This is a genomic window from Roseateles sp. FW301-B2 (genome assembly GCF_058788955.1).
In genome coordinates this window covers 127093-148370 of the sequence record NZ_JBYTBE010000002.1, presented here as the reverse complement: position 1 = coordinate 148370, position 21278 = coordinate 127093, and the positions used below count along the sequence as shown (strand labels likewise).

17 protein-coding genes are annotated in these 21278 nt (G+C 66.3%); 16 read left to right on the top strand and 1 reads right to left on the bottom strand.

Going from position 1 to position 21278, the window contains the following annotated elements; genetic code table 11:
• Positions 1-83 precede the first annotated feature (83 nt).
• Positions 84-1892 carry a S8 family peptidase gene (locus AC3WQY_RS02760; protein ID WP_492705594.1) on the top strand — a complete coding sequence of 603 codons (1809 nt, stop codon included), beginning with the start codon at positions 84-86 and terminating at the stop codon, positions 1890-1892.
• Positions 1893-1968: 76 nt separating this feature from the next.
• On the opposite strand, the gene AC3WQY_RS02755 is transcribed toward AC3WQY_RS02760, so the two are convergent.
• Entirely contained in the window at positions 1969-4014 is a 2046-nt protein-coding gene (locus AC3WQY_RS02755) for a M13 family metallopeptidase (protein ID WP_492705592.1), read from the bottom strand.
• Positions 4015-4113: 99 nt separating this feature from the next.
• Here AC3WQY_RS02755 and AC3WQY_RS02750 point away from each other — a divergent pair, with 99 nt between their 5' ends.
• The 15 genes from AC3WQY_RS02750 (at position 4114) to AC3WQY_RS02680 (ending at position 21265) form a co-directional block, all read left to right on the top strand.
• Complete coding sequence (locus AC3WQY_RS02750; protein WP_492705590.1) at positions 4114-4539, top strand: gamma-butyrobetaine hydroxylase family protein; 426 nt, start codon at positions 4114-4116, stop codon at positions 4537-4539.
• A gap of 21 nt (positions 4540-4560) precedes the next feature.
• Positions 4561-5292: a bifunctional demethylmenaquinone methyltransferase/2-methoxy-6-polyprenyl-1,4-benzoquinol methylase UbiE gene (ubiE, locus tag AC3WQY_RS02745; RefSeq protein ID WP_492705588.1), complete on the top strand. Its 732-nt coding sequence runs from the start codon at positions 4561-4563 to the stop codon at positions 5290-5292.
• Between the two features lie 352 nt (positions 5293-5644).
• On the top strand, positions 5645-6640 hold the full coding sequence (locus AC3WQY_RS02740) for an EpsD family peptidyl-prolyl cis-trans isomerase (RefSeq protein WP_492705586.1): 996 nt from the start codon (positions 5645-5647) through the stop codon (positions 6638-6640).
• Positions 6637-7485, top strand: a complete 849-nt coding sequence (gene epsE / locus AC3WQY_RS02735) for a polysaccharide export protein EpsE (RefSeq protein WP_285231116.1) — start codon at positions 6637-6639, stop codon at positions 7483-7485. Before AC3WQY_RS02740 ends, epsE begins: the two co-directional genes overlap by 4 nt.
• A gap of 12 nt (positions 7486-7497) precedes the next feature.
• The gene (gene epsF, locus AC3WQY_RS02730) at positions 7498-8931 is read left to right on the top strand and encodes a chain length determinant protein EpsF (RefSeq protein WP_492705584.1); all 1434 of its coding nucleotides are present in this window, start codon (positions 7498-7500) and stop codon (positions 8929-8931) included.
• Positions 8932-8966: 35 nt separating this feature from the next.
• On the top strand, positions 8967-9830 hold the full coding sequence (locus AC3WQY_RS02725; RefSeq protein ID WP_492705582.1) for a polysaccharide biosynthesis tyrosine autokinase: 864 nt from the start codon (positions 8967-8969) through the stop codon (positions 9828-9830).
• Positions 9831-9924: 94 nt separating this feature from the next.
• Positions 9925-10740: an exosortase B gene (gene xrtB, locus AC3WQY_RS02720; protein WP_492705580.1), complete on the top strand. Its 816-nt coding sequence runs from the start codon at positions 9925-9927 to the stop codon at positions 10738-10740.
• Positions 10737-11426 (top strand): exosortase-associated protein EpsI, B-type, encoded by a 690-nt coding sequence (gene epsI / locus AC3WQY_RS02715; protein WP_492705578.1) that lies wholly within the window; start codon positions 10737-10739, stop codon positions 11424-11426. The genes xrtB and epsI overlap by 4 nt, the downstream gene beginning before the upstream one ends.
• Positions 11427-11437: 11 nt before the next feature.
• Positions 11438-12565, top strand: coding sequence for a GDP-mannose 4,6-dehydratase (gene gmd / locus AC3WQY_RS02710; protein ID WP_492705576.1), 1128 nt, complete (start codon positions 11438-11440; stop codon positions 12563-12565).
• Positions 12566-12579: 14 nt separating this feature from the next.
• On the top strand, positions 12580-13521 hold the full coding sequence (fcl, locus tag AC3WQY_RS02705) for a GDP-L-fucose synthase (protein WP_492705752.1): 942 nt from the start codon (positions 12580-12582) through the stop codon (positions 13519-13521).
• 12 nt (positions 13522-13533) lie between these two features.
• On the top strand, positions 13534-15120 hold the full coding sequence (locus AC3WQY_RS02700) for a hypothetical protein (RefSeq protein WP_492705574.1): 1587 nt from the start codon (positions 13534-13536) through the stop codon (positions 15118-15120).
• 4 nt (positions 15121-15124) lie between these two features.
• Positions 15125-16735, top strand: a complete 1611-nt coding sequence (locus AC3WQY_RS02695; protein WP_492705572.1) for a polysaccharide biosynthesis protein — start codon at positions 15125-15127, stop codon at positions 16733-16735.
• A 23-nt stretch (positions 16736-16758) separates the two neighbouring features.
• Positions 16759-17994: a polysaccharide pyruvyl transferase family protein gene (locus AC3WQY_RS02690; RefSeq protein WP_492705570.1), complete on the top strand. Its 1236-nt coding sequence runs from the start codon at positions 16759-16761 to the stop codon at positions 17992-17994.
• On the top strand, positions 17991-19004 hold the full coding sequence (locus tag AC3WQY_RS02685; protein ID WP_492705568.1) for a glycosyltransferase: 1014 nt from the start codon (positions 17991-17993) through the stop codon (positions 19002-19004). Before AC3WQY_RS02690 ends, AC3WQY_RS02685 begins: the two co-directional genes overlap by 4 nt.
• Complete coding sequence (locus AC3WQY_RS02680; protein ID WP_492705566.1) at positions 19004-21265, top strand: beta-galactosidase; 2262 nt, start codon at positions 19004-19006, stop codon at positions 21263-21265. Before AC3WQY_RS02685 ends, AC3WQY_RS02680 begins: the two co-directional genes overlap by 1 nt.
• The last annotated feature ends 13 nt before the right edge of the window (positions 21266-21278 follow it).

Genomic DNA, 21278 nt, shown 5'->3' with positions numbered 1-21278 from the left:
GCCCCGCCGCGCCGCGATCCGGCCTGGCGAGGCGCAAGGGGCGCCGCGATCGCGGCCGCCGCCAACACAACTTTGGAGCAAACATGAGCATCTTCCTTGGCAGACAGGGCGCCCTGGCGCTGGCCCTGTGCAGCTTGATCGGCACGGCGGCGCAGGCCGGCATCTCGGCCACCCAGGTGGACCGCCCCGCGGCGGCGCGCAGCACGCAGACCGACCGCCTGATCGTCAAATACCGCGACGCCAGCCAGACCCAGCAGATCGGCGGCCTGAGCATCCAGGTGGCGCGCAGCCTCGACGGCGCCACCCTCGAGGCGCGCCTGGGCCATGCGCAGGGCCTGGCCGCGCAGGCCGGCGTGAAGCTGCAGCTGCTGCGCCAGACCGGCGTGGGCGCGCATGTCTACAAGCTCGATCGCCGCCTCAGCCTGGAGCAGGTGCAGCGCCTGGCGGCGCAGCTGCAGCAAAGCGACGCCAGCATCGAATACGCGGAGCCCGATCGCAAGGTCTATGCCCTGTTCACGCCCAACGACAGCCAGTACAACCAGCAATGGGATCTGTACGAGGCCACGGCGGGCATCCGCGCGCCCGCCGCCTGGGACCTGGCCACCGGCACGGGCGTGGTGGTGGCGGTGATCGATACCGGCATCCGCCCGCACGCCGACCTGTCGGGCCAGACCGTGGCCGGCTACGACATGATCACCCAGACCAGCATTGCCAACGACGGCAGCGGCCGTGACGGCGATGCCAGCGACCCCGGCGACTGGGTGGCCGCCGGCGAATGCGGCACCGGCGAGCCCGCCAGCAACTCCAGCTGGCATGGCACCCATGTGGCCGGCACCATCGCCGCCAAGACCAACAATGCCAGCGGCGTGGCCGGCATCGCCTTCAATGCCAAGGTGCAACCGGTGCGCGTGCTGGGCAAGTGCGGTGGCTACACCTCCGACATCGCCGACGCCATCGTCTGGGCCTCGGGCGGCAGCGTGTCCGGTGTGCCCGCCAACGCCACGCCCTCGCGCGTCATCAATATGTCGCTGGGCGGTGGCGGCGCTTGCGATACCGCCACGCAGAATGCGATCAGCAGTGCGCGCTCGCGCGGCACGGTGGTGATCGTGGCCGCCGGCAACGAGAACCAGAACGCCAGCAACTCCAACCCGGCCAATTGCGCCGGCGTGGTGGCGGTGGCCGCCACCGACCGCTATGGCGCGCGCGCCTACTACTCCAACTACGGCACCGTGGTGGATCTGGCGGCGCCGGGCGGCGATGTGCGCGCCTCGGCCAGCAACGGCATCCTCTCCACGCTGAATGCCGGCACCAGCAGCCCGGGCGCCGACAGCTACGCCTATTACCAGGGCACCTCGATGGCCACGCCGCATGTGGCCGGGGTGGCCGCGCTGATGCTCAGCGCCAAGCCCGGCGCCACGCCGGATCAGATCGAGGCGGCGCTGAAGAGCAGCGCGCGCGCCTTTCCCGGCAGCTGCAGCGGCTGCGGCAGCGGCCTGCTGGATGCGGCGGCTGCCGTCACCGCCATCAGCGGCGGCGGCCTGCCCACGCTCAACGAGACCGAGGCCAACAACAGCATGGGCGCGGCCAATGTCGTGAGCGCGCCCGCCAAGGTGAGCGGCAGCCTGTCCAGCACCGACACGGTGGACTACTTCCGCATCAGCCTGCCGGCCGGCAAGACGCTCAGCGCCACGCTCACCGCCGGCAGCAGCAGCAGCGACTACGACCTCTATCTTTACAACAGCGCCGGCAGCCAGCTGCGTGCCTCGGAGAACGCCGCCGGCCAGAGCGACAGCTTCAGCTACAGCAATACCGGCAGTAGCGCCGTGACGCTCTACGTCCGGGCGCTGCGCTACAGCGGCTCGGGCAGCTACAGCCTGACGCTCAGCTGGTAAGCCGGCCGCCGCCGTTCATTCCTTCGATCCCTCCCTTTGCCCTGCGCTGCGGCGCAGGGTTTTTTTTGTGCGTGCCTCACCACACGGTGATCGGGTCGGTGCTAACCATGCCATCGCCCGGCTTGCAGTCGAAGGCCTTGGCGAAGGCCGGCGAGTTGGACATCGGGCCCAGCACGCGGAACTTGCCGGGCGAGTGGCCGTCGGTGCGCAGCTGGTTGATGAGGAACTCGGTGCGCACCTTGCCGCGCCAGACGATGGCGTTGGAGAGGAAGAAGCGCTGCTCGGGCGTGTAGCCGTCGACCTTCTCGGTCTTGCCGCTGCGCTTGAGCGCCAGCTGCAGGCCCTCGTAGGCGATCGGCAGGCCCGACATGTCGGAGATGTTCTCGCCCAGGGTCAGCTGGCCATTGATGGCCATCTCGGGCAGCGGGCGGTAGCCGCCATACAGCGCCACCACGCGTTCGGCACGCGCCTTGTAGGCGGCGGCGTCCTCGGCGGTCCACCAGTCCTTGAGTCGGCCCTGGCCGTCGTACTGGCGGCCGCGGTCGTCGAAGTGGTGGGTGATCTCATGGCCGATCACCATGCCGATGCCGCCATAGTTCACCGCGTCGTCGGCCTTGGCGTCGAAGAAGGGTGGCTGCAGGATGCCGGCCGGGAAGGTGATCTCGTTGAGGCCGCCCGCGAAGGCGTTGACGATGTGCGGGCTGGTGAACCAGCGCTTGCGGTTGGTCGGCTGGTCCAGCTCATTCATCTGGCGCTGCGTGGCCCAGGCATTGGCGCGCAGCAGATTGCCGGCGTAGTCGTCCTTGGCCAGGCTCAGGCCCTGGTAGTCGGGCCATTGCTCCGGTGCGCCGATCTTGGGCACCATCGCGTCCAGCTTCTCCAGCGCGCGCTGCTTGGTGGGCGCGCTCATCCAGCCCAGCTCGCTGATGCGGCGTCGCATCGCGCTCTTGATGTCGGCCACCAGCGCGAGCGCGCGCTGCTGCGCCTCGGCCGGGAAGGCCTTCTGCACGAACAGCTCGCCCAGCGCCTGGCCCAGCGGCGCGCCGCCGGTGCGCCCGCCGATCGCCAGGATCACCTCCTCGTTGCGCGGCGCGGGCGCCTTCAGGCCCAGGATGGTGGCGCCGTAGTAGTCGTAATGGGCCTGGGCAAAGGCCTTGGGCAGGCGGTCGGCGCTGGCATCCAGCAGGCGCAGGCGCAGGTAGTTGCGCCAGGTCGACGCGGGCGTGCCGGCCGCCAGCTGCCCGACGCGCTTGGCGAACTCGGGCTGGCTGACGATCAGGCGTTCCACCCCACCCTTGCGCGTGGGCGTGCCGGTAAGGCCGTTCAGATAGGCCAGCCAGTCGAAGCCCGGCGCGGCCGCGGCCAGCTCGGCCGGGCTCATGGGGTTGTAGCTGGCGCGCGGATCGCGCTGCTGGGCGCGCGGCTTGGTGGCCTCGGCCAGCGCGGTCTCCAGCGCCAGCACGGCGTCCAGCGCCGCCGCGTCCAGCGGCGTGCCGGCGGCGGCCATGAGGGCCTGGGCATAGCGGCGGTAGGCGGTCTTGATGCGCTCGGCGCTCGCGCTGGTGGCGAAATAGTCGTCGCGGTCGGGCAGGCCCAGGCCGCCGGCGCCCAGGGTCAGCGCCTGGCGGGTGGGCTCCATCGGGTCGGCGCGCACAAAGCCGCCCAGCGGCGCCACCACCTGCACGCGCGCCAGCTCGGCCAATAGCACGGGCAACTGGGTGGGCAACTGCTCGGGCGTCTGCAGGGCGTCGATGCGCTGCAGCAGCGGCTGCAGCGCGCCCAGGCCGCGCGCCTCGATGGCGGCCAGATCCATGCCGCTGCTGTAATAGGCGGCCAGCAGCGCCAGGCCCGGGCTGTTCTGCGCCTTGGCATCCTGCACCAGCTCGGCCAGCGCCTTTTCCAGCAGCGCGTCGTTGGCGCGGCGCAGGTCATCGAAGCTGCCGATGCGTGGGCGATTGGCGGGCAATTCGGTGCGGGATTCCCACAGTCCGTTCACATGGCCATAGAAATCGCTGCAGGCCGGCACCTCGCTGGAGAGGCCTTTCAGGTCCAGCGCCTGGGCGCCAAGCGTGGGCAGGAAGGCCAGCAGCAGGCCGGCGACGAGAGGGGCGGGGCGAAGCATTTTGTGCATCTGGGGTTCTGGTCAGAGGAGAGCGGTGCGGGCACCCTAGACCAGATCGGGCTCGGCAACCAGAGGTGATGCCCCGGCTACACTGGCGCCATGGCCGGCCTGAACCGCAATTCCCCCAAGCCCACCGAGCTCACCGTGCACCAGCAGTCGCGGGTGCTCGAGGTGGCGTTCGACGATGGCGCGCGCTTTCGCATCCCCTTCGAGCTGATGCGCGTCTACAGCCCCTCTGCCGAGGTGAAGGGCCATGGCCCCGGCCAGGAGACCCTGCAGACCGGCAAGCGCCTGGTGGGCATCGATGCGCTGGAGCCGGTGGGCCATTACGCCGTGCAGCCGCGTTTTTCCGACGGCCACGACAGCGGCATCTTCTCCTGGGACTATCTGTACGAGCTGGGCGCCAATGCCGCGCAGCTCTGGCGCGATTACGAGGCCCGCCTGGCTGCCGCCTGCGTGGATCGCGATGCGCCGATGCCTGGCAAGGCCGCCGCCCACGGCGGCAGCTGCGGCCACCACCATTGACGAATATTTGAAGGCCCCATCATGAGCAGCACCCATTTCGGCTTCCAGACCGTCGACGAGCGCGAGAAGGCCAGCCGCGTGCGCGGCGTGTTCGATTCCGTGGCCTCGCGCTACGACATCATGAACGACCTCATGTCCATGGGCATGCACCGCGCCTGGAAGGCCTACACCGTGGCGGTGGCCAACCTCAAGCCCGGCGAGCGCGCGCTCGACATCGCCGGCGGCACCGGCGACCTCGCCAAGGCCTTCGCCGCCAAGGTCGGCGAGACCGGCATGGTGGTGCACACCGACATCAACGAGGCGATGCTGCGCCAGGGCCGCGACCGCCTGCTCAACGAGGGCGTGGTGCTGCCCACCAACCTCTGCGATGCCGAGGCGCTGCCCTACAAGGATGCCAGCTTCGATCTCGTCAGCGTGGCCTTCGGCCTGCGCAACATGACGCACAAGGACCGCGCGCTGGCCGAGATGTGCCGCGTGCTCAAGCCGGGCGGGCGCCTGCTGGTGCTGGAGTTCTCCAAGGTGGCCGAGCCCTTGCAGAAGCCCTACGACTGGTACTCCTTCAAGATCCTGCCGCGCCTGGGTCAATGGATCGCCGGCGATGCCGAGAGCTACCGCTATCTGGCCGAGTCGATCCGCATGCACCCCGATCAGGCCACCCTCAAGGCCATGATGAAGACGGCCGGCTTCGGCCATGTGGACGTGCACAACCTCAGCGGCGGCATCGTCGCGCTGCACGCCGGCATCAAATGCTGACAGGCGCAGCTCCGAGGCCTGCCTCCTAGGGTTTCTTCCCCCCGCGTTTGAGCGCCAACGAGCCGCTCGCGTGCCCCAATTGGGGCTATGGTTTGCGCTATCCCTGCGCTGGCAGGGGGTCACGTCTTGCGCCTGCGGGCGAGCCGCCGCTTTTCGTAACGCGCTGACGCCTTAGGGGGGTCAACTGTCATTTCGCAAAGCTACACTCGCTGGCCGAAGACGGACCGGGTGCTGCCTGTGCTTGTGCGCGGGCGGCCGTGCAGGGTTGGGGAGAGCCGGGCACAGCGATGATCACTGTGATGTTGGTGGCTCTGGGTCCTTTGGAATACAGAAAGTCAAAGCAATGAACTTGATGATGAAGAAGCAGGGCGCGGCGGGTCTGCGCGTGGCCGTGATCGCAGCGGCCGCCCTCACGCTGGTGCTGGCCGGCTGCGGCGACAAGAAGGGCGGCGACAAGGCCTCCCAGACCGCCGCCAAGGTGAACAAGGAAGAGATCACCGTTCATCAAATCAACTTCGTGCTGCAGCGCCAGCAAGGCCTCAAGCCCGAGCAGGCCGAAGCCGCCTCGCGCCAGGTGCTGGAGCGCCTGATCGAGCAGGAGCTGGCGGTGCAGAAGGCGCAGGACCTCAAGCTCGATCGCGACCCCCGCGTGGTGCAGCAGATAGAGGCCGCCAAGCGCGAGATCCTGGCCCGCGCCTATGTCGAGCGCACCGGTGAGGCGGTGGCCAAGCCCACCGCCGAAGAGATCGCCGCCTACTACAGCGCCAAGCCTGCGCTCTTCAAGGAGCGCCGCCTCTACAGCCTGCAGGAAATCGCCATCGAGGCCAAGCCCGATCAGCTCGAGACCCTGCGCAGCAAGCTGCAGGCCGCCAAGAACATGGGCGAGTTCGTCGAGTTCCTGAAGGCCAACGAATTCCGCTTCACCGGCAACCAGGCCGTGCGCGCCGCCGAGCAGCTGCCGCTCGCCAGCCTCGACCGCATCGCCGCGATGAAGGATGGCGACTCCGTCATCAGCCAGGGCCCCAACGGCCTGCAGGTGCTGTTCCTGGTGGGCTCGCGCAGCCAGCCGGTCGGCGAGGACCAGGCGCGCCCCGCGATCGAGCAGTTCCTCACCAACCAGCGCAAGAGCGAGCTGGTGCAGAAGGACATGAAGGCCCTGCGCGAGGCCGCCAAGATCGAGTACGTCGGCAAGTTTGCCGAGGGCGCGCCCGGCGCGCCCGGCGCGCCCGGCGCGGCCCCGGCTGCCGAGGCCACGCCGGCGGCCTCCGTCGCAGCGCCCGCACCCGCACCGGCCGCCAGCGGCCTGGACGCCTCCGCCATCTCCAAGGGAATGGGCCTGAAGAAATGATCGCCAGCCACGTCAAGCACACGCAGCGCCTCGGCGCATGCCTCGCGCTGGTCGGCGCCTTGTCGACCGGCGTTTTTTCTGCCGGCAGCGCGCTCGCGCAGGCCGCCACCACCGCCACGGCCGAATACCGCCTGGGTTCCGGTGACGTGCTGCGGATCAGCGTCTACCAGAATCAAGACCTGACCCTCGAGACGCGCGTCTCCGAGGCCGGCGTGCTGACCTTCCCGCTGCTGGGCACCATCCGCATCGGCGGCCTCTCGGTCACCCAGGCCGAGGCGCTGATCGCCGACGGCCTGCGCAAGGGCAACTTCGTCAAGAACCCGCAGGTCACCATCGTGGTGCTGCAGGTCAAGGGCAACCAGGCCAGCGTGCTGGGCCAGGTGAACCGCCCCGGCCGCTATCCGCTGGAGCTGGCCGACACGCGCCTGACCGACCTGCTGGCCAATGCCGGTGGCGTGGCCGGCACCGGCGGCGAGACCCTGGTGCTGACCGGCACCCGCAACGGCCAGCCCTACCGCACCGAGATCGACCTGCCCGCCATCTTCGCCCCCGGCGGCCGCGGCCAGGACGTGGTGATCCAGAACGGCGACGTGCTGTGGGTCGACCGCGCCCCGATGGTCTACATCTACGGCGAAGTGCAGCGCCCCGGCCCGATGCGGCTGGAGCGCGGCATGACCCTGATGCAGAGCCTGGCCACCGGCGGTGGCATCAACCAGCGCGGTACCGAGAAGGGCATCCGCGTGCACCGCAAGGGCAGCGACGGCAAGGTCCAGGTCATTCAGCCGGCGATGGACGAGCAGCTGAAGGATGGTGACGTGGTGTACGTCAAAGAGAGCTTGTTCTAAGCCGAGGTCAGCATGTCATTCGCACAGTTTCTGTCTATCCTCCGGGCGCGCTGGAAGATCTCTTCCGCGATCTTCCTGACCATGTTGTTGGTGACCCTGATCGTGAGCCTGGTGCTCCCGAAGAAGTACACAGCGGTCGCCTCGGTGGTGCTGGACGTCAAGCCCGATCCGCTGAGTGCCGTGCTCTACTCGGGCGGCCCCAACCAGAGCCTGATTGCCACCCAGATCGACGTCATCACCAGCGATCGCGTGGCCTACCGCGTGGTGCGTAACCTCAAGCTGACCGAGAATGCCACCATTCGCGATCAGTGGCAGGACGACACACAGGGTGAGGGCACTATCGAGCAGTGGCTGAGCGACACCTTTCAGAAGAACCTCGACGTCAAGCCCTCGCGCGAGTCGAATGTGATCAGCGTGGCCTACAAGGCGCCGGATCCACGTTTCGCCGCGGCGCTGGCGAACGCCTTTGTGCAGGCCTATCTCGAAACCAATCTTGAGTTGCGTGTCGAGCCCGCCAAGCAGTACTCGGCCTTCTTCGACGTGCGGGCCAAGGAAGCGCGGGATGTGCTGGAGAAGGCGCAGTCGCAGCTGTCCGAGTTCCAGAAGGAAAAGGGCATCATCGCTTCCGACGAGCGCCTGGACGTTGAGAACGGCCGCTTGAACGAACTTTCTAGCCAATATGTGGCTCTGCAGGCGCAGGCCAGCGAGTCGGGCAGCCGCCAGGCTGCCGCCCGTGGCGGCTCGGCCGATCGCATCCAGGAAGTGCTGGCCAACCCGCTCATCGCCAGCCTGAAGGCCGACCAAGCGCGCGCCGAGGCGCGTCTGCAGGAATTGAACGCCAAGTTGGGCGACAACCACCCCCAGGTGCTCGAACTCAAGGCCAATCTGGCCGAGTTGCGCAAGCGTGTCGACGCCGAGACCAGCAAGGTGACCGGCGGCGTGTCGGTGGCGAATTCGATCAACCAGCAGCGCGTGAATGAACTGCGTGCCTCGCTGGCGGCTCAGCGCAACAAGGTGCTGCAAATGAAGGCCGTGCGCGACGAAGGCTCGGTGCTGCTGCGCGATGTCGAGAATGCCCAGCGCAGTTACGACCTGATCATGCAGCGCCTCAACCAGACCACCCTGGAGAGCCAGGCCAATCAGAGCAACGTCTCGGTATTGACGCCGGCTGTGGCGCCAGTGCAGGCCACCACTCCCCGCCTGGGCCTGAACATGGCGCTGGCGGTGTTCGTTGGCGGTCTGTTGGCACTTGGTGTGGCCATCATCCTCGAGATGAACGATCGTCGCGTACGCAGCGCCGAAGACATCGTGCAGGCGGTGGCCTTGCCCATCATCGGCACCATGCCTCGCCCCACGGCGAAGCGGCTCTTTGGTCGCACGGCCAAGGCCAATCTGATGCAAAGCCGTTTGCTTGGGCCGAACACCGGCTCGGGCGCGAGTGCTTGAACATGCACGCCGACACAGCAGAGGATTCCAAGACCGTGAGCACAGAACAAGCAGCGACGACCATCCAAGGTCGCACCATCGGTGACATCATCCGAGACGCCCGCAGCCTGAGCGCTGCGGAAGTCGAGAAGGTGCTGGTCTATCAACGCGAGCGTGGCGTGCGCTTCGGCGAGGCAGCGGTGGCGCTTGGGCTTGCCAGCGAAGACGATGTGCTGAGCGCATTGGCGCAGCAGTTCCACTATCCCTTGGCCACGGCCGAGCGGCGCGTGTCCAGCCCCGAACTGGTGGCCCTGAACCAACCCTTCTCCGTGCAGGCCGAGGCTATTCGTGCCACCCGCAGCCAGGTAACCATGCGCCTGAACGGCGCTGTCGGGCCGCGTACTGCATTGGCGGTAATCAGTCCGCAAGGTGGCGATGGCAAAACCTATCTGGCGGCCAATCTGGCGGTTGCGCTGGCCCAGTTGGGCGGCCGCACCTTGCTGGTGGATGCCGATCTGCGCTCGCCACGCCAGCATGAGGTGTTCCGGGTCTCAAACGCCGCCGGTCTCACCACGATTCTTTCTGGCCGAACCGAGGCGCAGGTGATTCAGCATGTTGAGGGCGTGCCCAGCCTGTTCGTCCTGCCCGCTGGCGCCATCCCGCCCAATCCCCTCGAGCTGATCGAACGTCCTGCTTTCGGACTGTTGATGCGGGAACTGAGCTCCAAGTTCGACCACGTCATCGTTGACACTGCGGCTGCTGCTGTTGGCGCGGATGGTTGCGTGGTTGCGGCCAAGTGCGGTGCGGCCCTGGTCGTGGCCCGCAAAGACGCGTGCAAGTACGACGAATTGCAGGATCTGGTGGCCAGCCTCTCAGGCAGCTCGGTGAAGCTGCTTGGCGCCGTGATGAACGAATTCTGATCCAGTGAGCAGGCTGGATGTCAGCACCCCTATGTCGAGCAGCGTCACGCCAACATGGCTACCCCGAGGCCTGGATCTGCCGGCAGCCCTGCTGGTGTTCGGCGCCTTGCTGGCCATGTATGGGCCAGTCTATGTCGAGCTGAGTCAGAGCATCTGGCGCACCGATGAGCAGGGCCATGGCCCCATCATCTTTGCCGTCAGCCTGTGGCTCCTGTTTGCAGCTCGCCATCGTCTGGTCGAACTGGAGGACAGGCCGGCGCCGCTGTCTGGCTATGCCTTGCTGGTGTTTGCCTGTCTGCTGTTCGCGGTGGGCTGGTCGCAGGACATCTGGATCTTCGACATGGGCTCGCAGATCCTGGTGCTTGCCGGGCTGGCACTGATCTTCAAAGGGTGGGGCGGCCTGCGCCTGATCTGGTTCCCGCTGTTCTTCCTGCTCTTCATGGTGCCGCTGCCCGAGTCCCTGGTAGCTGCCGTCACCGCACCTCTCAAATCGGCGGTGTCGGCGGTGGCGAGTGCCTTGCTGTACCACATGGGCTACCCGGTGGGGCGCTCGGGTGTCACGCTGACCGTCGGGCAATACCAGTTGCTGGTGGCCGACGCCTGTGCCGGCCTGAATTCGATGTTCACGCTTGAGGCGCTGGGCATGCTTTACATGAACCTGATGAAGTACACCTCGGCAGGCCGCAATATTGCTCTCGCCCTGGCGCTGGTGCCAATCGCCTTTGTGGCCAATATCTGTCGCGTGATGATCCTGGTGCTGGTGACTTACTACTTCGGCGATGAAGCCGGCCAGGGTTTTGTGCATGGCTTCGCCGGCATGGTGCTGTTCATGCTGGCACTCGGCATGATGCTGGTGATGGACAAGCTGCTGGGATTGTTCTTCCGGGCTGAGCGGGGCGTCCGGCAATGAAGCGTCTGCGCCTACATGCGGTCGCGGTGGCGATCTGCCTGGTGTCGGCCGCTGTGCTGGGCCATGTGGCTCGGCCCACCATTCATCTGGCCGATCAGCAGCAAAAGCTCGATCTGGAGCTCACTTTCCCCAAGCGCATCGGCGCCTGGGTGGAAGACGAGCGCCAGCCGGTCGGCATCGTCTCGCCCGATCTCAAGGCGATTCTCGAGAAGCTCTACGCGCAGACGCTTAGCCGCACCTATGTGAATGCCGACGGCACGCGCATCATGCTGTCGGTGGCCTACGGTGGTGACCAGTCCGATGCCACTCGTGCGCATCGCCCCGATGTCTGCTATCCGGCGCAAGGTTTCGATATCGTTTCGAGTGTCAATGCCGAAGTGGCCCTGCCCGGCGGTGGCCTGCCTGTGCGCCGCATGGTGGCAAAGCTGGGTGGCCGTATCGAGCCCGTGACCTTCTGGTTGGCGGTGGGCGAATACGCGGTGGTTTCTGGGCAGGAGCAGAAGCTGGCGCAACTGCGCTATGGGCTGCGCGGCATCATTCCGGATGGCATGCTGGTGCGTGTCTCCAGCATCAATGCCGATGACAAACAGGCCTATGCCCAGCAAGCCCAGTTTATTGCCGACCTCAAGCAGTCCATGGCCCCGGGCCTGGTGCCGCGGGTGTTCGGTAGCAAGTTGAAGAGTTGAAGGGAAGTTCCGTGACACCAGCTACAAAGAAAATTGCGTTGATCACCGGCGTGACAGGCCAGGATGGCGCCTACCTGGCCGAGCTGCTGCTGAACAAGGGCTACGAGGTGCATGGCATCAAGCGCCGCGCCTCCTCGTTCAACACCGACCGCATCGACCACCTCTACCAGGATCCGCATGTCGACCACCAGAGCTTCAAGCTCCACTATGGCGACCTGACCGACAGCACCAACCTGATCCGCATCATCCAGCAGGTGCAGCCCGACGAGATCTACAACCTCGCCGCCATGAGCCATGTGGCGGTGAGCTTCGAGACGCCCGAGTACACCGCCAATGCCGATGGCATCGGCACGCTGCGCATCCTGGAGGCGATCCGCATCCTCGGCCTGGAGAAGAAGACGCGCTTCTACCAGGCCAGCACCAGCGAGCTCTACGGCCTGGTGCAGGAAACCCCGCAGAAGGAGACCACGCCCTTCTACCCGCGCAGCCCCTACGCGGTGGCCAAGCTGTATGCCTACTGGATCACGGTGAACTACCGCGAGGCCTACGGCATGTATGCCTGCAACGGCATCCTCTTCAATCACGAGAGCCCGATCCGCGGCGAGACCTTCGTGACGCGCAAGATCACGCGCGCCATCGCGCGCATCGCGCTGGGCCTGCAGGACTGCCTCTACCTCGGCAATATGAGCGCGCTGCGCGATTGGGGCCATGCGCGCGACTACGTCGAGATGCAATGGCTGATGCTGCAGCAGCAGCAGCCCGAGGACTTCGTCATCGCCACCGGCGTGCAATACAGCGTGCGCCAGTTCGTCGAGTTCGCTGCCGCCGAGCTGGGCATCACGGTTGCCTTCGAGGGCGAGGGCGCGGCCGAGATCGGCCGCGTGGCGGCGGTGACGGGCGACAAGGCCAAATGCAAGGTGGGCGAGGTGATCGTCAAGGTCGACCCGCGCTACTTCCGCCCCACCGAGGTCGAGACCCTGCTGGGCGACCCCAGCAAGGCCAAGGAAAAGCTGGGCTGGACGCCCAAGACCACGCTGCGCGAGCTGGTGAGCGAGATGGTGCTGGCCGACTACACCGCCGCGCGCCGCGACAGCCTCGTCAAGCTCGCCGGCTTCCAGGCCTACGACTACAACGAGTGAGCGCGGCCGTGCAGATGCAAGCAGACAGCAAGAGCGCCAAGATCTTCGTCACCGGCCATCGCGGCATGGTGGGCTCGGCCCTGGTGCGCCGGCTGCAGCGCGGCGGCTACACCAGCATCGTCACCGCCGCTCGCGCCGAGCTGGACCTGCTGGATCAACGCGCCGTGCAGGCGTGGCTGGCGCGCGAGCAGCCCGACTACATCTTCATTGCGGCGGCCAAGGTGGGTGGCATCCAGGCCAACAACGTCTATCGTGCCGACTTCCTGTATCAGAACCTCATGATCGAGGCCAATCTGATCCATGGCGCGCATCTGGCGGGTGTGCAGCGCCTGATGTTCCTCGGCTCCAGCTGCATCTACCCCAAGCTGGCGCCGCAGCCGCTGCGGGAAGACTATCTGCTGACCGGCCCGCTGGAGACCACCAACGAGCCCTACGCGATCGCCAAGATCGCCGGCATCAAGCTCTGCGAGGCCTACAACGCCCAGTACGGCCGCCAGTACATCAGCGTGATGCCCACCAATCTCTACGGGCCCAACGACAACTACGACCTCGCCAGCAGCCATGTGCTGCCGGCGCTGATACGCAAGGCCCATGAGGCCAAGCTGGCGGGCCAGCCGAGCCTGGTGGTGTGGGGCTCCGGCACACCGCTGCGCGAGTTCCTCTACGTGGACGACCTGGCCGATGCCTGCGTGTATCTGATGGAGCGTGGCTACGACGGCAGCCTGCTCAATATCGGCACCGGCAGCGACCTCAGCATCCGCGAGCTGGCGCAAGCCGTACAGCGCGTGGTGGGCTTCACGGGCGAGCTGGTGTTCGACGCCAGCAAACCCGATGGCACGCCGCGCAAACTGATGGACGTGAGCCGGCTCGCCGCCCTGGGCTGGATCGCCAGCACCGCGCTGGAAGACGGTGTGCGCCTGGCCTATGCCGACTACCTGAGCCGTACGGCGGATTGAGCTGACATCATGATGCAAGCAGGCAAACGCAAGTTCGAGTGGCCGGCCCTCCTGCTTGGCACCGGGCTGGTCCTGATGGCCATGCTGTTGGCGGCGGTCAATGCCGCCATTGGCCCCTATGCGGCCTTGCCCTACTTGGGCCTGGCTGCACTGGTGGTGTTCTTTGTGCTGCCGCTCGATGTGCTGATGTTGCTTGCCTTTGTGGCTGCCAGCGTCGTGGCGGGCGTGATTGACTACTTTGCCCATGTCCAGCAAGCCTTCTGGCTGCCCTACCTGATGGGCCTGCTGTTCGCCTTCCGCGCCCTGCTCGAGCGTTTGCGGCCCGTGCCCGCGGCGCAGCGCCTGGCCGAAGGCGGGCGGCGCAGCCAGCCGGGCCCGCGCGGGCCGCGCCTGCTCACGGTGCTGGCCATCGCCTATCTGGCCACCGGCCTGTTTGCCACCGCCGTGGCCTTGCCCTCGTTTGGCCAGGTGTTCGTGGCGGCCAAGAATTATTGGTTCATGTGGGGCGTGCTGCTGGTGGTGATCTGGTGTGCGCTGCCCGAGCGCGCCAGCCGCTGGTTCTGGAATGCGGTGATCGTGGTGGCCTGCCTGCAATGGCCGGTGGCGGCCTACCAGCGCTTTGTCATTGCGGCCAAGCGCAACGACGCCGCAGCTTGGGATGCCGTGGTCGGGACTCTGGGAGGCAACCCCGAGAGCGGCGGCCACAGCGCCGCCATGGCGCTGCTGCTGTGCCTGGCGATGGCAGCGCTGTTCTGGCGCATGCGCGAGCGACGCCTGCATCCGCTCTGGGGCGGCCTGCTGGTGCTGATGTGCATGGCGCCCATCGCCATGGCCGAGGTCAAGGCTGCCTTCGTCTGGCTGGCCCTGGTGTTCCTGCTGTTGTTTGCGCGCCAGGTGTTGCGCCAGCCGGTGCGCGCGGTGCTGACGCTGGTGATGGGCGGCACCCTGCTGCTCGGTATCGGTTGGGTCTACAAGACTGCCTTCTATGAGGCGCGTGGCGGCAGCCAGACACTTGAGCAGATCTACGACAAGCAGCTGAAATACGCCTTCGACCCCGACGAGTACCGTGCTGAGTATGGCCGCTTGGGCCGGGTGGCCGCCCTGAAGTTCTGGTGGCAGCGGCACGATCTCGGCAGCGATGCCTTGCACTTCTTCGTGGGGCACGGCCTGGGCGCAAGCCGTGGCTCCAGCCTGCTGGGCATGGGCGATGAAGCGCGCAAGTACACGATTGCGCTGGACACGACGGGGGCGAGTACCTTGCTTTGGGATAGCGGGCTCGTCGGCACACTGTCATTCCTTGCAATGCTGTCGCTTGCTGCCCTCATGGGCGTAAGGCTAAGTGGTCATGGCGGTCTGACGGCAGCGCAGCGCGAAACTGCTTTTCTGGCCGGCAGTTTGTTGGGAATGGCGGCCCTCGGTGTGATCTACAACCGCGATGCCGTGGATACGCCGGTGGTTCAGTTGCTGGTGTTCTTTTCCATGGGACAAGTTGTGCTGTTGCGGCGATTGGGCTATCGCGCCAGCGCTGCGCTCGCCACACCTTCGATCATGGCCATGTCTGCTGCGGAGTCCGGCCTGAGTACACCGCGAGGCGGGTAGCCGCATGAGTGCCGGTTCGCATCCCGGGGGCGCGCAACCATTCAGCGTGGCGCGCCTTCGCAGCGGAATGCTCTTCTTCGCGGTGGGGAAACTGGCGGCCGGCCTGGTCGGGCTGAGCTGGTTGCTTGTCCTTGTTCGAGTGCTGGATGTGCCTTCCTACGGCGCGTACATCGTCCTCATCGCGCTGCTGGAAATTGCGCTGTTGGTCAGCAATGCTGGCGTGTTTGCATTCGCTCAGCGCTATCTGACCGAGGCGCGGCTTCCCCAGAACTTGCACAAGCTCACGACGTTGGTGTGGTGGTCTTTGGCCTATCGCATGCTGACGCTAGCCGCTGTTGCCGTCGCCCTGTCAGGGTGCGCGCAGCTGGCTGCCAATGCGTTGGGGCAACCGATACTTGGCGAGGCACTGCCTCTGTATGCCGGCGTTGTCTTCGCGGAAGGTTCTGCCCGCTATCTGGAGCTGGTATTTGAATCGCTGCTTGAGCAGGGCCGGGCGCAGATCTGCGCAATCGCCAGAAATGGCATGCGCTTGCTGGTGGTCGTAGCGCTGTGGCATTGGCACGGTGAGCTCAAGCTTGCCGATGTCATCGCGGTTGAGCTTGCTAGCTTCAGTCTCGGCCTGCTGCTCGGCATCTGGTTGATGCACGGCGCTCATCGAGCGCGCTTGCATTCATTGGGGGCAAGGCAGGCCGTCAACGAACCCGTAGGGGTGAGGGCCTCTGACTTCGGGTTGAGCCGGCTTCTGCCATTTGCGCTGCCGCTCTATCTGGCGCAGTGCATGACCCAGCTCTACAGCCCCGACGCCATCAAGCTCATCGTCAGTCGGTTGTTGGGTGCAGCAGAGGCTGCGAGCTTTGGTTTCGCGCACGCAGTCAGTTTTGTGCTGCAGCGGTACTTGCCGGCGAATCTGCTGCTGGGCCTCGTCCGGCCGATGTTGGTGGCGCGGCAGCAGCAGCCGGGCAACACTCAGCAGTTGAATGAGGTAGGCAATTTGGTCTTGAAGATCAATCTGCTGTTGCTGCTGCCGTTGGCTGCGCTGTTTGCGGTGGCCGGCGGCGCGTTCACCGACTGGCTGTCTGGCGGGCGCTACCCGGATGCGGGGCTGACCCTGTTCTTGCTTACCTTGCTGTTGATCCTCAACGGCACCCATCTGGTGCTGTCGATGCTGGCCACCACCATGGAAAACAGTCGCGCGGTGCTTTGGGGCACCGTGGTGTCGGTGCCTGGCGTGTTGCTGGGGGTGGCACTGGCCCCACGGCTTGGCTCCACTGCCATGGTGCTGGGCCTGTGGACCAGTGAGATCCTTTGGTGCAGTTTTACCTTGATGCTGCTGCGTCGCAGCGGCTTTGGCTTTCGTATCGATGGGCTGGCTTGGGGCAAGCTGCTAGCGGCCGCCGCGTTGGCGGCGTTTGCCGCATGGTTGCTGGACCTCTGGGTAGGCACGCATGGCCGTGCAAGCCTGTTGCTTGCGGTGCCGGTGGTGCTGATTTTCTATGCGGGCGCGGCGTGGGTAAGCCAGCCATTTTCCGCCGCCGAGCGGGTGCTGATATGGCGGATGCTGCCACAGCGCTTGGGCGGCAAGCGTGCGACGGTCGATTCGGTACATCCCGATTGAGACGCTTTCAAAGACATCACGACATGAAGTTCTATCTTGCCGGTCAGCAGAATTTTGGCAATCGCGGCTGCGAGGCCCTGGTGCGCTCCGTCATCGGTATCGTGCGGGAGCGTTTTCCTGGCGCCGAGTTCATGGTGCCAACGCTGGATGCAGCTCGCGACGGGCGTCAATGGCCAGGCATGTCGGCCCAGGGCGGTCAGTTCGTACCGGCTCCGCCGCGACCGGCTTCGATCAAATGGTGGAACCGGGCCATTACCCGTCTGCCGGCTCTGCTGCCGCTCTGGGAGCCGCGCTACACGCCAAGCCCGGAGGTGTCGGCCGACTTCGCTCAATGCGATGCCGTGCTGATGATCGGTGGCGATGTGATCTCGCTCGACTACGGACCGGGTTCGCTGTTCATCTGGAGCGGCCTGATGGATGCGGCTCGCCGCGCAGGCAAGCCGACCATGCTTTTTGCCGCCTCCGTGGGGCCCTTCACGGCGGATCCCGTGATCGAGCGCTACATGGTCAAGCACCTGAAGCGCTACTCGGCGATTACCGTGCGCGAGACAGCCAGCTTGCGCTATTTGCAGGGCCTGGGCCTGAGCAACGCGACGCTCGTGGCCGACCCCGCCTTCCGCCTTGAGCCTGAACCCACCGAACTGCCGGCTCCTTATGCCGGCGCCACGGATGGTGTGCTCGCCTTCAACGTGAGCCCGCTGATCGCGCAAGGTTGGGAGCGGCAGAACCCGGGCGGCTCCCTGTTCGGCGAATGCTCAGCCTTCATCACACGCGTGCTCAGCGAGACTTCATTGCGAGTGGCACTATTGCCGCACGTCGATCCACTCGACGGCAATGCCGAGAACAGTGACTCGGCCTACATGGCCAAGTTGCTCGCAGCCTGTGGTGGCGCAAGCGAACGCTTGGCCCTCGTGCCGCGCGGCTACAACGCCGCCCAACTCAAGGCCATCGTAGGCGCCAGCCGCTTCCTCATTGCCGCGCGCACCCACGCAACGGTGGCTGGCTGGTCGCAGCAGGTGCCCACCATCTCGATCGCCTACAGCATCAAGGCCAAGGGCCTGAACCAGGATCTGTTCGACACGCTGGACTACGTGCTCGACACGCCCAAAGTGTCGCGCGCGACTCTGTGGGCTTCGTTCAGCTTGCTGCGCGAGCGCGAATCAGCGCTGCATGAGCATTTGGCGCAGCGCATCCCGGTGTGGCGTCGCAATGCGGGCGGCAGTGCCGACGCGCTTGCCGGTGCCTTGCAGAAGCCATGACCATGGGCGTTTGCGAACTCACCATCGTCATCAAGGCCTTGAACGAGGAGCGCAACATCGAGCGCACGGTGGCGACTGCGCGCGCAGCCGCGGCAGGCATCTCTGCGCAGATTCTGCTGGCCGACTCGCTCTCGGACGACCGGACAGTGGAGCTTGCGCTGGCGCAGGGCGCCGAGGTGGTGCAACTGCTGCACAAGCGTGATCGCTCCTGCGGGGTGGGCGCGCAGCTGGGTTTTCAGCACGCACGTGGGCGACTGATCCTGCTGATCGACGGCGATATGGAGCTGCAGCGCGACTGGCTGCTGGCCGCCATGCAACGCCTGGATGTCGATCCCGGCCTGGCTGGCGTTGGTGGGCTGATCGAGGACATGAATTTCGACAATATCGAGTTCCGTGCGCGCAAGCAGCGTGATCCAAGGGACATGAAGCCGGGCCCGGTGGATCGGCTCAACGGCGGCGGGCTGTTTCGCCGCGAGGCGATTGAGGCAGTGGGCTACTTCACCAACCGCAATCTGCACTCCTGCGAAGAGCTTGAACTTGCTTTGCGCCTCACGGCGGCGGGCTGGCGCATGGAGCGGCTAGGCTTGGTGGCCGTGCGTCATTACGGTCATACCGATCCGCTCTGGATCTTGGTGCGCAAGCGCTGGCGCTCGGGCTATGTGAATGGCGCTGGCGAATTGCTTCGTGCCAGTCTCGGCACGCCCTGGTTCGGATCAGCGCTGAAGGGTGTGCGCAAGCTGATGGTGGTGCTGGGTTGGTGGCTCGTGTTGCTGATGCTGGCGTTCGGCTCATTGGCGAAACTGGTCACGGTTTGGGTGTTTGTGGCAGCCTTGCTTTCGCCACCTCTGCTCATGGCGTTGAAGAAGCGCAGCTTGGTCATGGGCTGCTACGCGGTGCTTTCTTGGTGTGTTGACCTTGCGGGTTTGTTGCGGGGCGTGGTCAAGCCTCAGATCGATCCGGCGTTGCCCGTGGCCAGCCAAGTGCTCGCCAGCGACGTGAGTGACAGTTAATGTTTAGCGCAAACGCCCGGCTTGCTACCTGGGCTGCGGCGTGGGCCTGCTTTAGCTCGGGCGCAGCCTGGTCAGCTGATGTTCAGTGGGTCAGCCTGCCCAGCACTTCGATCGAGGTCACCGGCAGCAACAACCCCCTGGACTTCAGCGCCCTCAACGCCGACGGCGCCGCCGGCAAATATGGTTGGGCCCGCGTGGTGGGCGAGGGCCACATCGGTTTCGAGCAGCGTGCCACGCCGACGCGCTTTCTGTGCGCCTCGATGGCGCTCTCCGGGCTCAGCGGCGGCTTGCCGAGCAAGCGCGATGCGCCGCGGTTGGTGGAGGCGCTGCGGCGCAGTGCCTACAACCTGGTGCGGCTGCATTTCGTCGACGCCCACCTGATGGCCGGGCGCAAGGGTGATTTCGATTTTGATCCCGAGCAGTTGGACCGTTTGCACTTCCTGCTCGCCCAACTTAAGCAGGCGGGCATCTACTGGCTGGTGGATGGCATGACCTCCGACAACGCCGCCTACGGAGATGTGCAGCCAAATCGTTATGTGAAAAAGCACCAGGCCAAGCTCGATGCGCTGGTGTCGGAGGCCGGCTTCGAGCATTGGGCCGCGCTGGTCGAGCGGCTATGGGGCCGCACCAATCCCTACACCGGGCTGGCGCCGCTGCGCGATCCGGCCATGCTGGGCATGATCCTGGTGAACGAGGGCTCGCTGGCCTTCATGGCCACCACCGGAGGCGGCCGCTACCCCGAGGCGCTGCAGCCGCGCTTCCAGGCCTGGCTCAAGCAGCGCTACGCCGATGACGCGGCTCTGGCCAGGGCCTGGGGTGCCGCGCTGCCGGCCGGCGAGTCGCTGCAGGGCCGCATGGCCTTGCCCGGCGAGCTGCGCGGCCGCGGCCCACGTGATATCGACTTCGCGCGCTTTGCCGTGGAGCTGGAGGACCAGGCGCGCCAGGCGATGGAGCGGCAGGTGCGCAAACTGGGTTTCAAAGGGCTCACGACGGCCTTCGACAACTGGGGCTTTCTGCAGGCCGATCTGAGCCGGGCCGGCAACGCCTGGGTGGACATGCACAGCTACCATAGCCTGCCCAGCAACCATGGCCAGGCGGGCTCCAGCATCGAGCAGAGCAGCGTGCATAGCAACGTGGCGCGCTACGTGAGAGAGCTGACGAATGCGCGCCAATGGGGCAAGCCCTTCACGGTGAGCGAGTACGGGCAGCCGTTCTGGAACCAGTGGCGGCATGAGTCGGCCCTGCTGATGCCGGCCGTGGCGGCGCATCAGGACTGGGATGCGATCTGCCAGTTTGCCGAGTTTCCGGTGCAGTTCGATTACGGCCCCACGCCCTACCGGCGCATGCAGGCGATGTACCCATTTGGCGTGGGTGGCGATCCGATTGCCCGCGCCACGGAGCGTCTGGCGGCGCTGCTGTTCCTGCGCGGCGATGTGGCGCCGGCACAGCACCGCATTCGCTTGCGCCTGGATGGCGAGCGCCTGCTAGCGCGCAGCGGTGGCTGGGAGCAGGTGCCCGAGGGGCTTTCGCGCATGGGCCTGGTGGCAGCGATCGGGCTCGAAGTCGGAGCGCCCGGCGCGCCGGCGGCCAAGGCCCGCGCCAACGAGTTGGCGTTCGAGCTGACGGATGCGCGACCGGCCTGGCTGGCCAAGCTGGAGTCGGGCCTGCTGAAGGCGGGGGCCGAGGCCCTCATCAGTGAGCCCACCATTCTGCGTGAGCAGGGGCTGATCGGCCCGGCCAATCGCACCAGCATGCGCGAGCGGCGCTATGAGACCGACACCGGCCAGCTGCTGTTCGACGCCGGCGCGCAGCGCATCAGCTTGCAGACCCCACGCAGCGAAGCGGCCACGCTACAGCGCGGTGCTATCAAGCTGGGCGCGCTGGAGGTGCTGCAAACCTCGGGGCCGGCGCTCTTTGCGCTCTCTTCGCTGGACGGCAAGCCGCTGGCCGAGAGCCGGCGCATGCTGCTGTTCGTGCTGACCGATGCGCAGAATACCGGCATGAGCTTCGATGATGCCGAGCGCACGCGCCTGCGCCAGCTGGGCGTTCACCCGCCGCAGATACGCAGCATCGAGGCACGCTTGGCGTACCGCGGCCAGCAGGCGCAGCGCCTGCGCGTGTGGCCGCTCTCGTTGGCGGGCGAGCGGCGCGCGCCGTTGACCACCCAGCTGAGTGAGGGTGCGCTGCAACTGCGCCTGGACACGGGTGGCTTGCCCGATGGCCCGGCGCTGTATTACGAACTGGCGGTTGAGGGCAGCTGAGTGGCCCACCGCG

What these genes read in the sequence shown, in the direction of transcription:
- ubiE (WP_492705588.1), top strand. Translation starts at nt 4,561, where the DNA reads ATGAGCAGCACCCATTTCGGCTTCCAGACCGTCGACGAGCGCGAGAAG.
- epsE (WP_285231116.1), top strand. Translation starts at nt 6,637, where the DNA reads ATGATCGCCAGCCACGTCAAGCACACGCAGCGCCTCGGCGCATGCCTC.
- fcl (WP_492705752.1), top strand. Translation starts at nt 12,580, where the DNA reads ATGCAAGCAGACAGCAAGAGCGCCAAGATCTTCGTCACCGGCCATCGC.
- AC3WQY_RS02755 (WP_492705592.1), bottom strand. Translation starts at nt 4,014, where the DNA reads ATGCTTCGCCCCGCCCCTCTCGTCGCCGGCCTGCTGCTGGCCTTCCTG.
- epsF (WP_492705584.1), top strand. Translation starts at nt 7,498, where the DNA reads ATGTCATTCGCACAGTTTCTGTCTATCCTCCGGGCGCGCTGGAAGATC.
- AC3WQY_RS02750 (WP_492705590.1), top strand. Translation starts at nt 4,114, where the DNA reads ATGGCCGGCCTGAACCGCAATTCCCCCAAGCCCACCGAGCTCACCGTG.
- AC3WQY_RS02760 (WP_492705594.1), top strand. Translation starts at nt 84, where the DNA reads ATGAGCATCTTCCTTGGCAGACAGGGCGCCCTGGCGCTGGCCCTGTGC.
- AC3WQY_RS02695 (WP_492705572.1), top strand. Translation starts at nt 15,125, where the DNA reads ATGAGTGCCGGTTCGCATCCCGGGGGCGCGCAACCATTCAGCGTGGCG.
- AC3WQY_RS02685 (WP_492705568.1), top strand. Translation starts at nt 17,991, where the DNA reads ATGACCATGGGCGTTTGCGAACTCACCATCGTCATCAAGGCCTTGAAC.
- AC3WQY_RS02740 (WP_492705586.1), top strand. Translation starts at nt 5,645, where the DNA reads ATGATGAAGAAGCAGGGCGCGGCGGGTCTGCGCGTGGCCGTGATCGCA.
- AC3WQY_RS02700 (WP_492705574.1), top strand. Translation starts at nt 13,534, where the DNA reads ATGCAAGCAGGCAAACGCAAGTTCGAGTGGCCGGCCCTCCTGCTTGGC.
- epsI (WP_492705578.1), top strand. Translation starts at nt 10,737, where the DNA reads ATGAAGCGTCTGCGCCTACATGCGGTCGCGGTGGCGATCTGCCTGGTG.
- AC3WQY_RS02690 (WP_492705570.1), top strand. Translation starts at nt 16,759, where the DNA reads ATGAAGTTCTATCTTGCCGGTCAGCAGAATTTTGGCAATCGCGGCTGC.
- AC3WQY_RS02680 (WP_492705566.1), top strand. Translation starts at nt 19,004, where the DNA reads ATGTTTAGCGCAAACGCCCGGCTTGCTACCTGGGCTGCGGCGTGGGCC.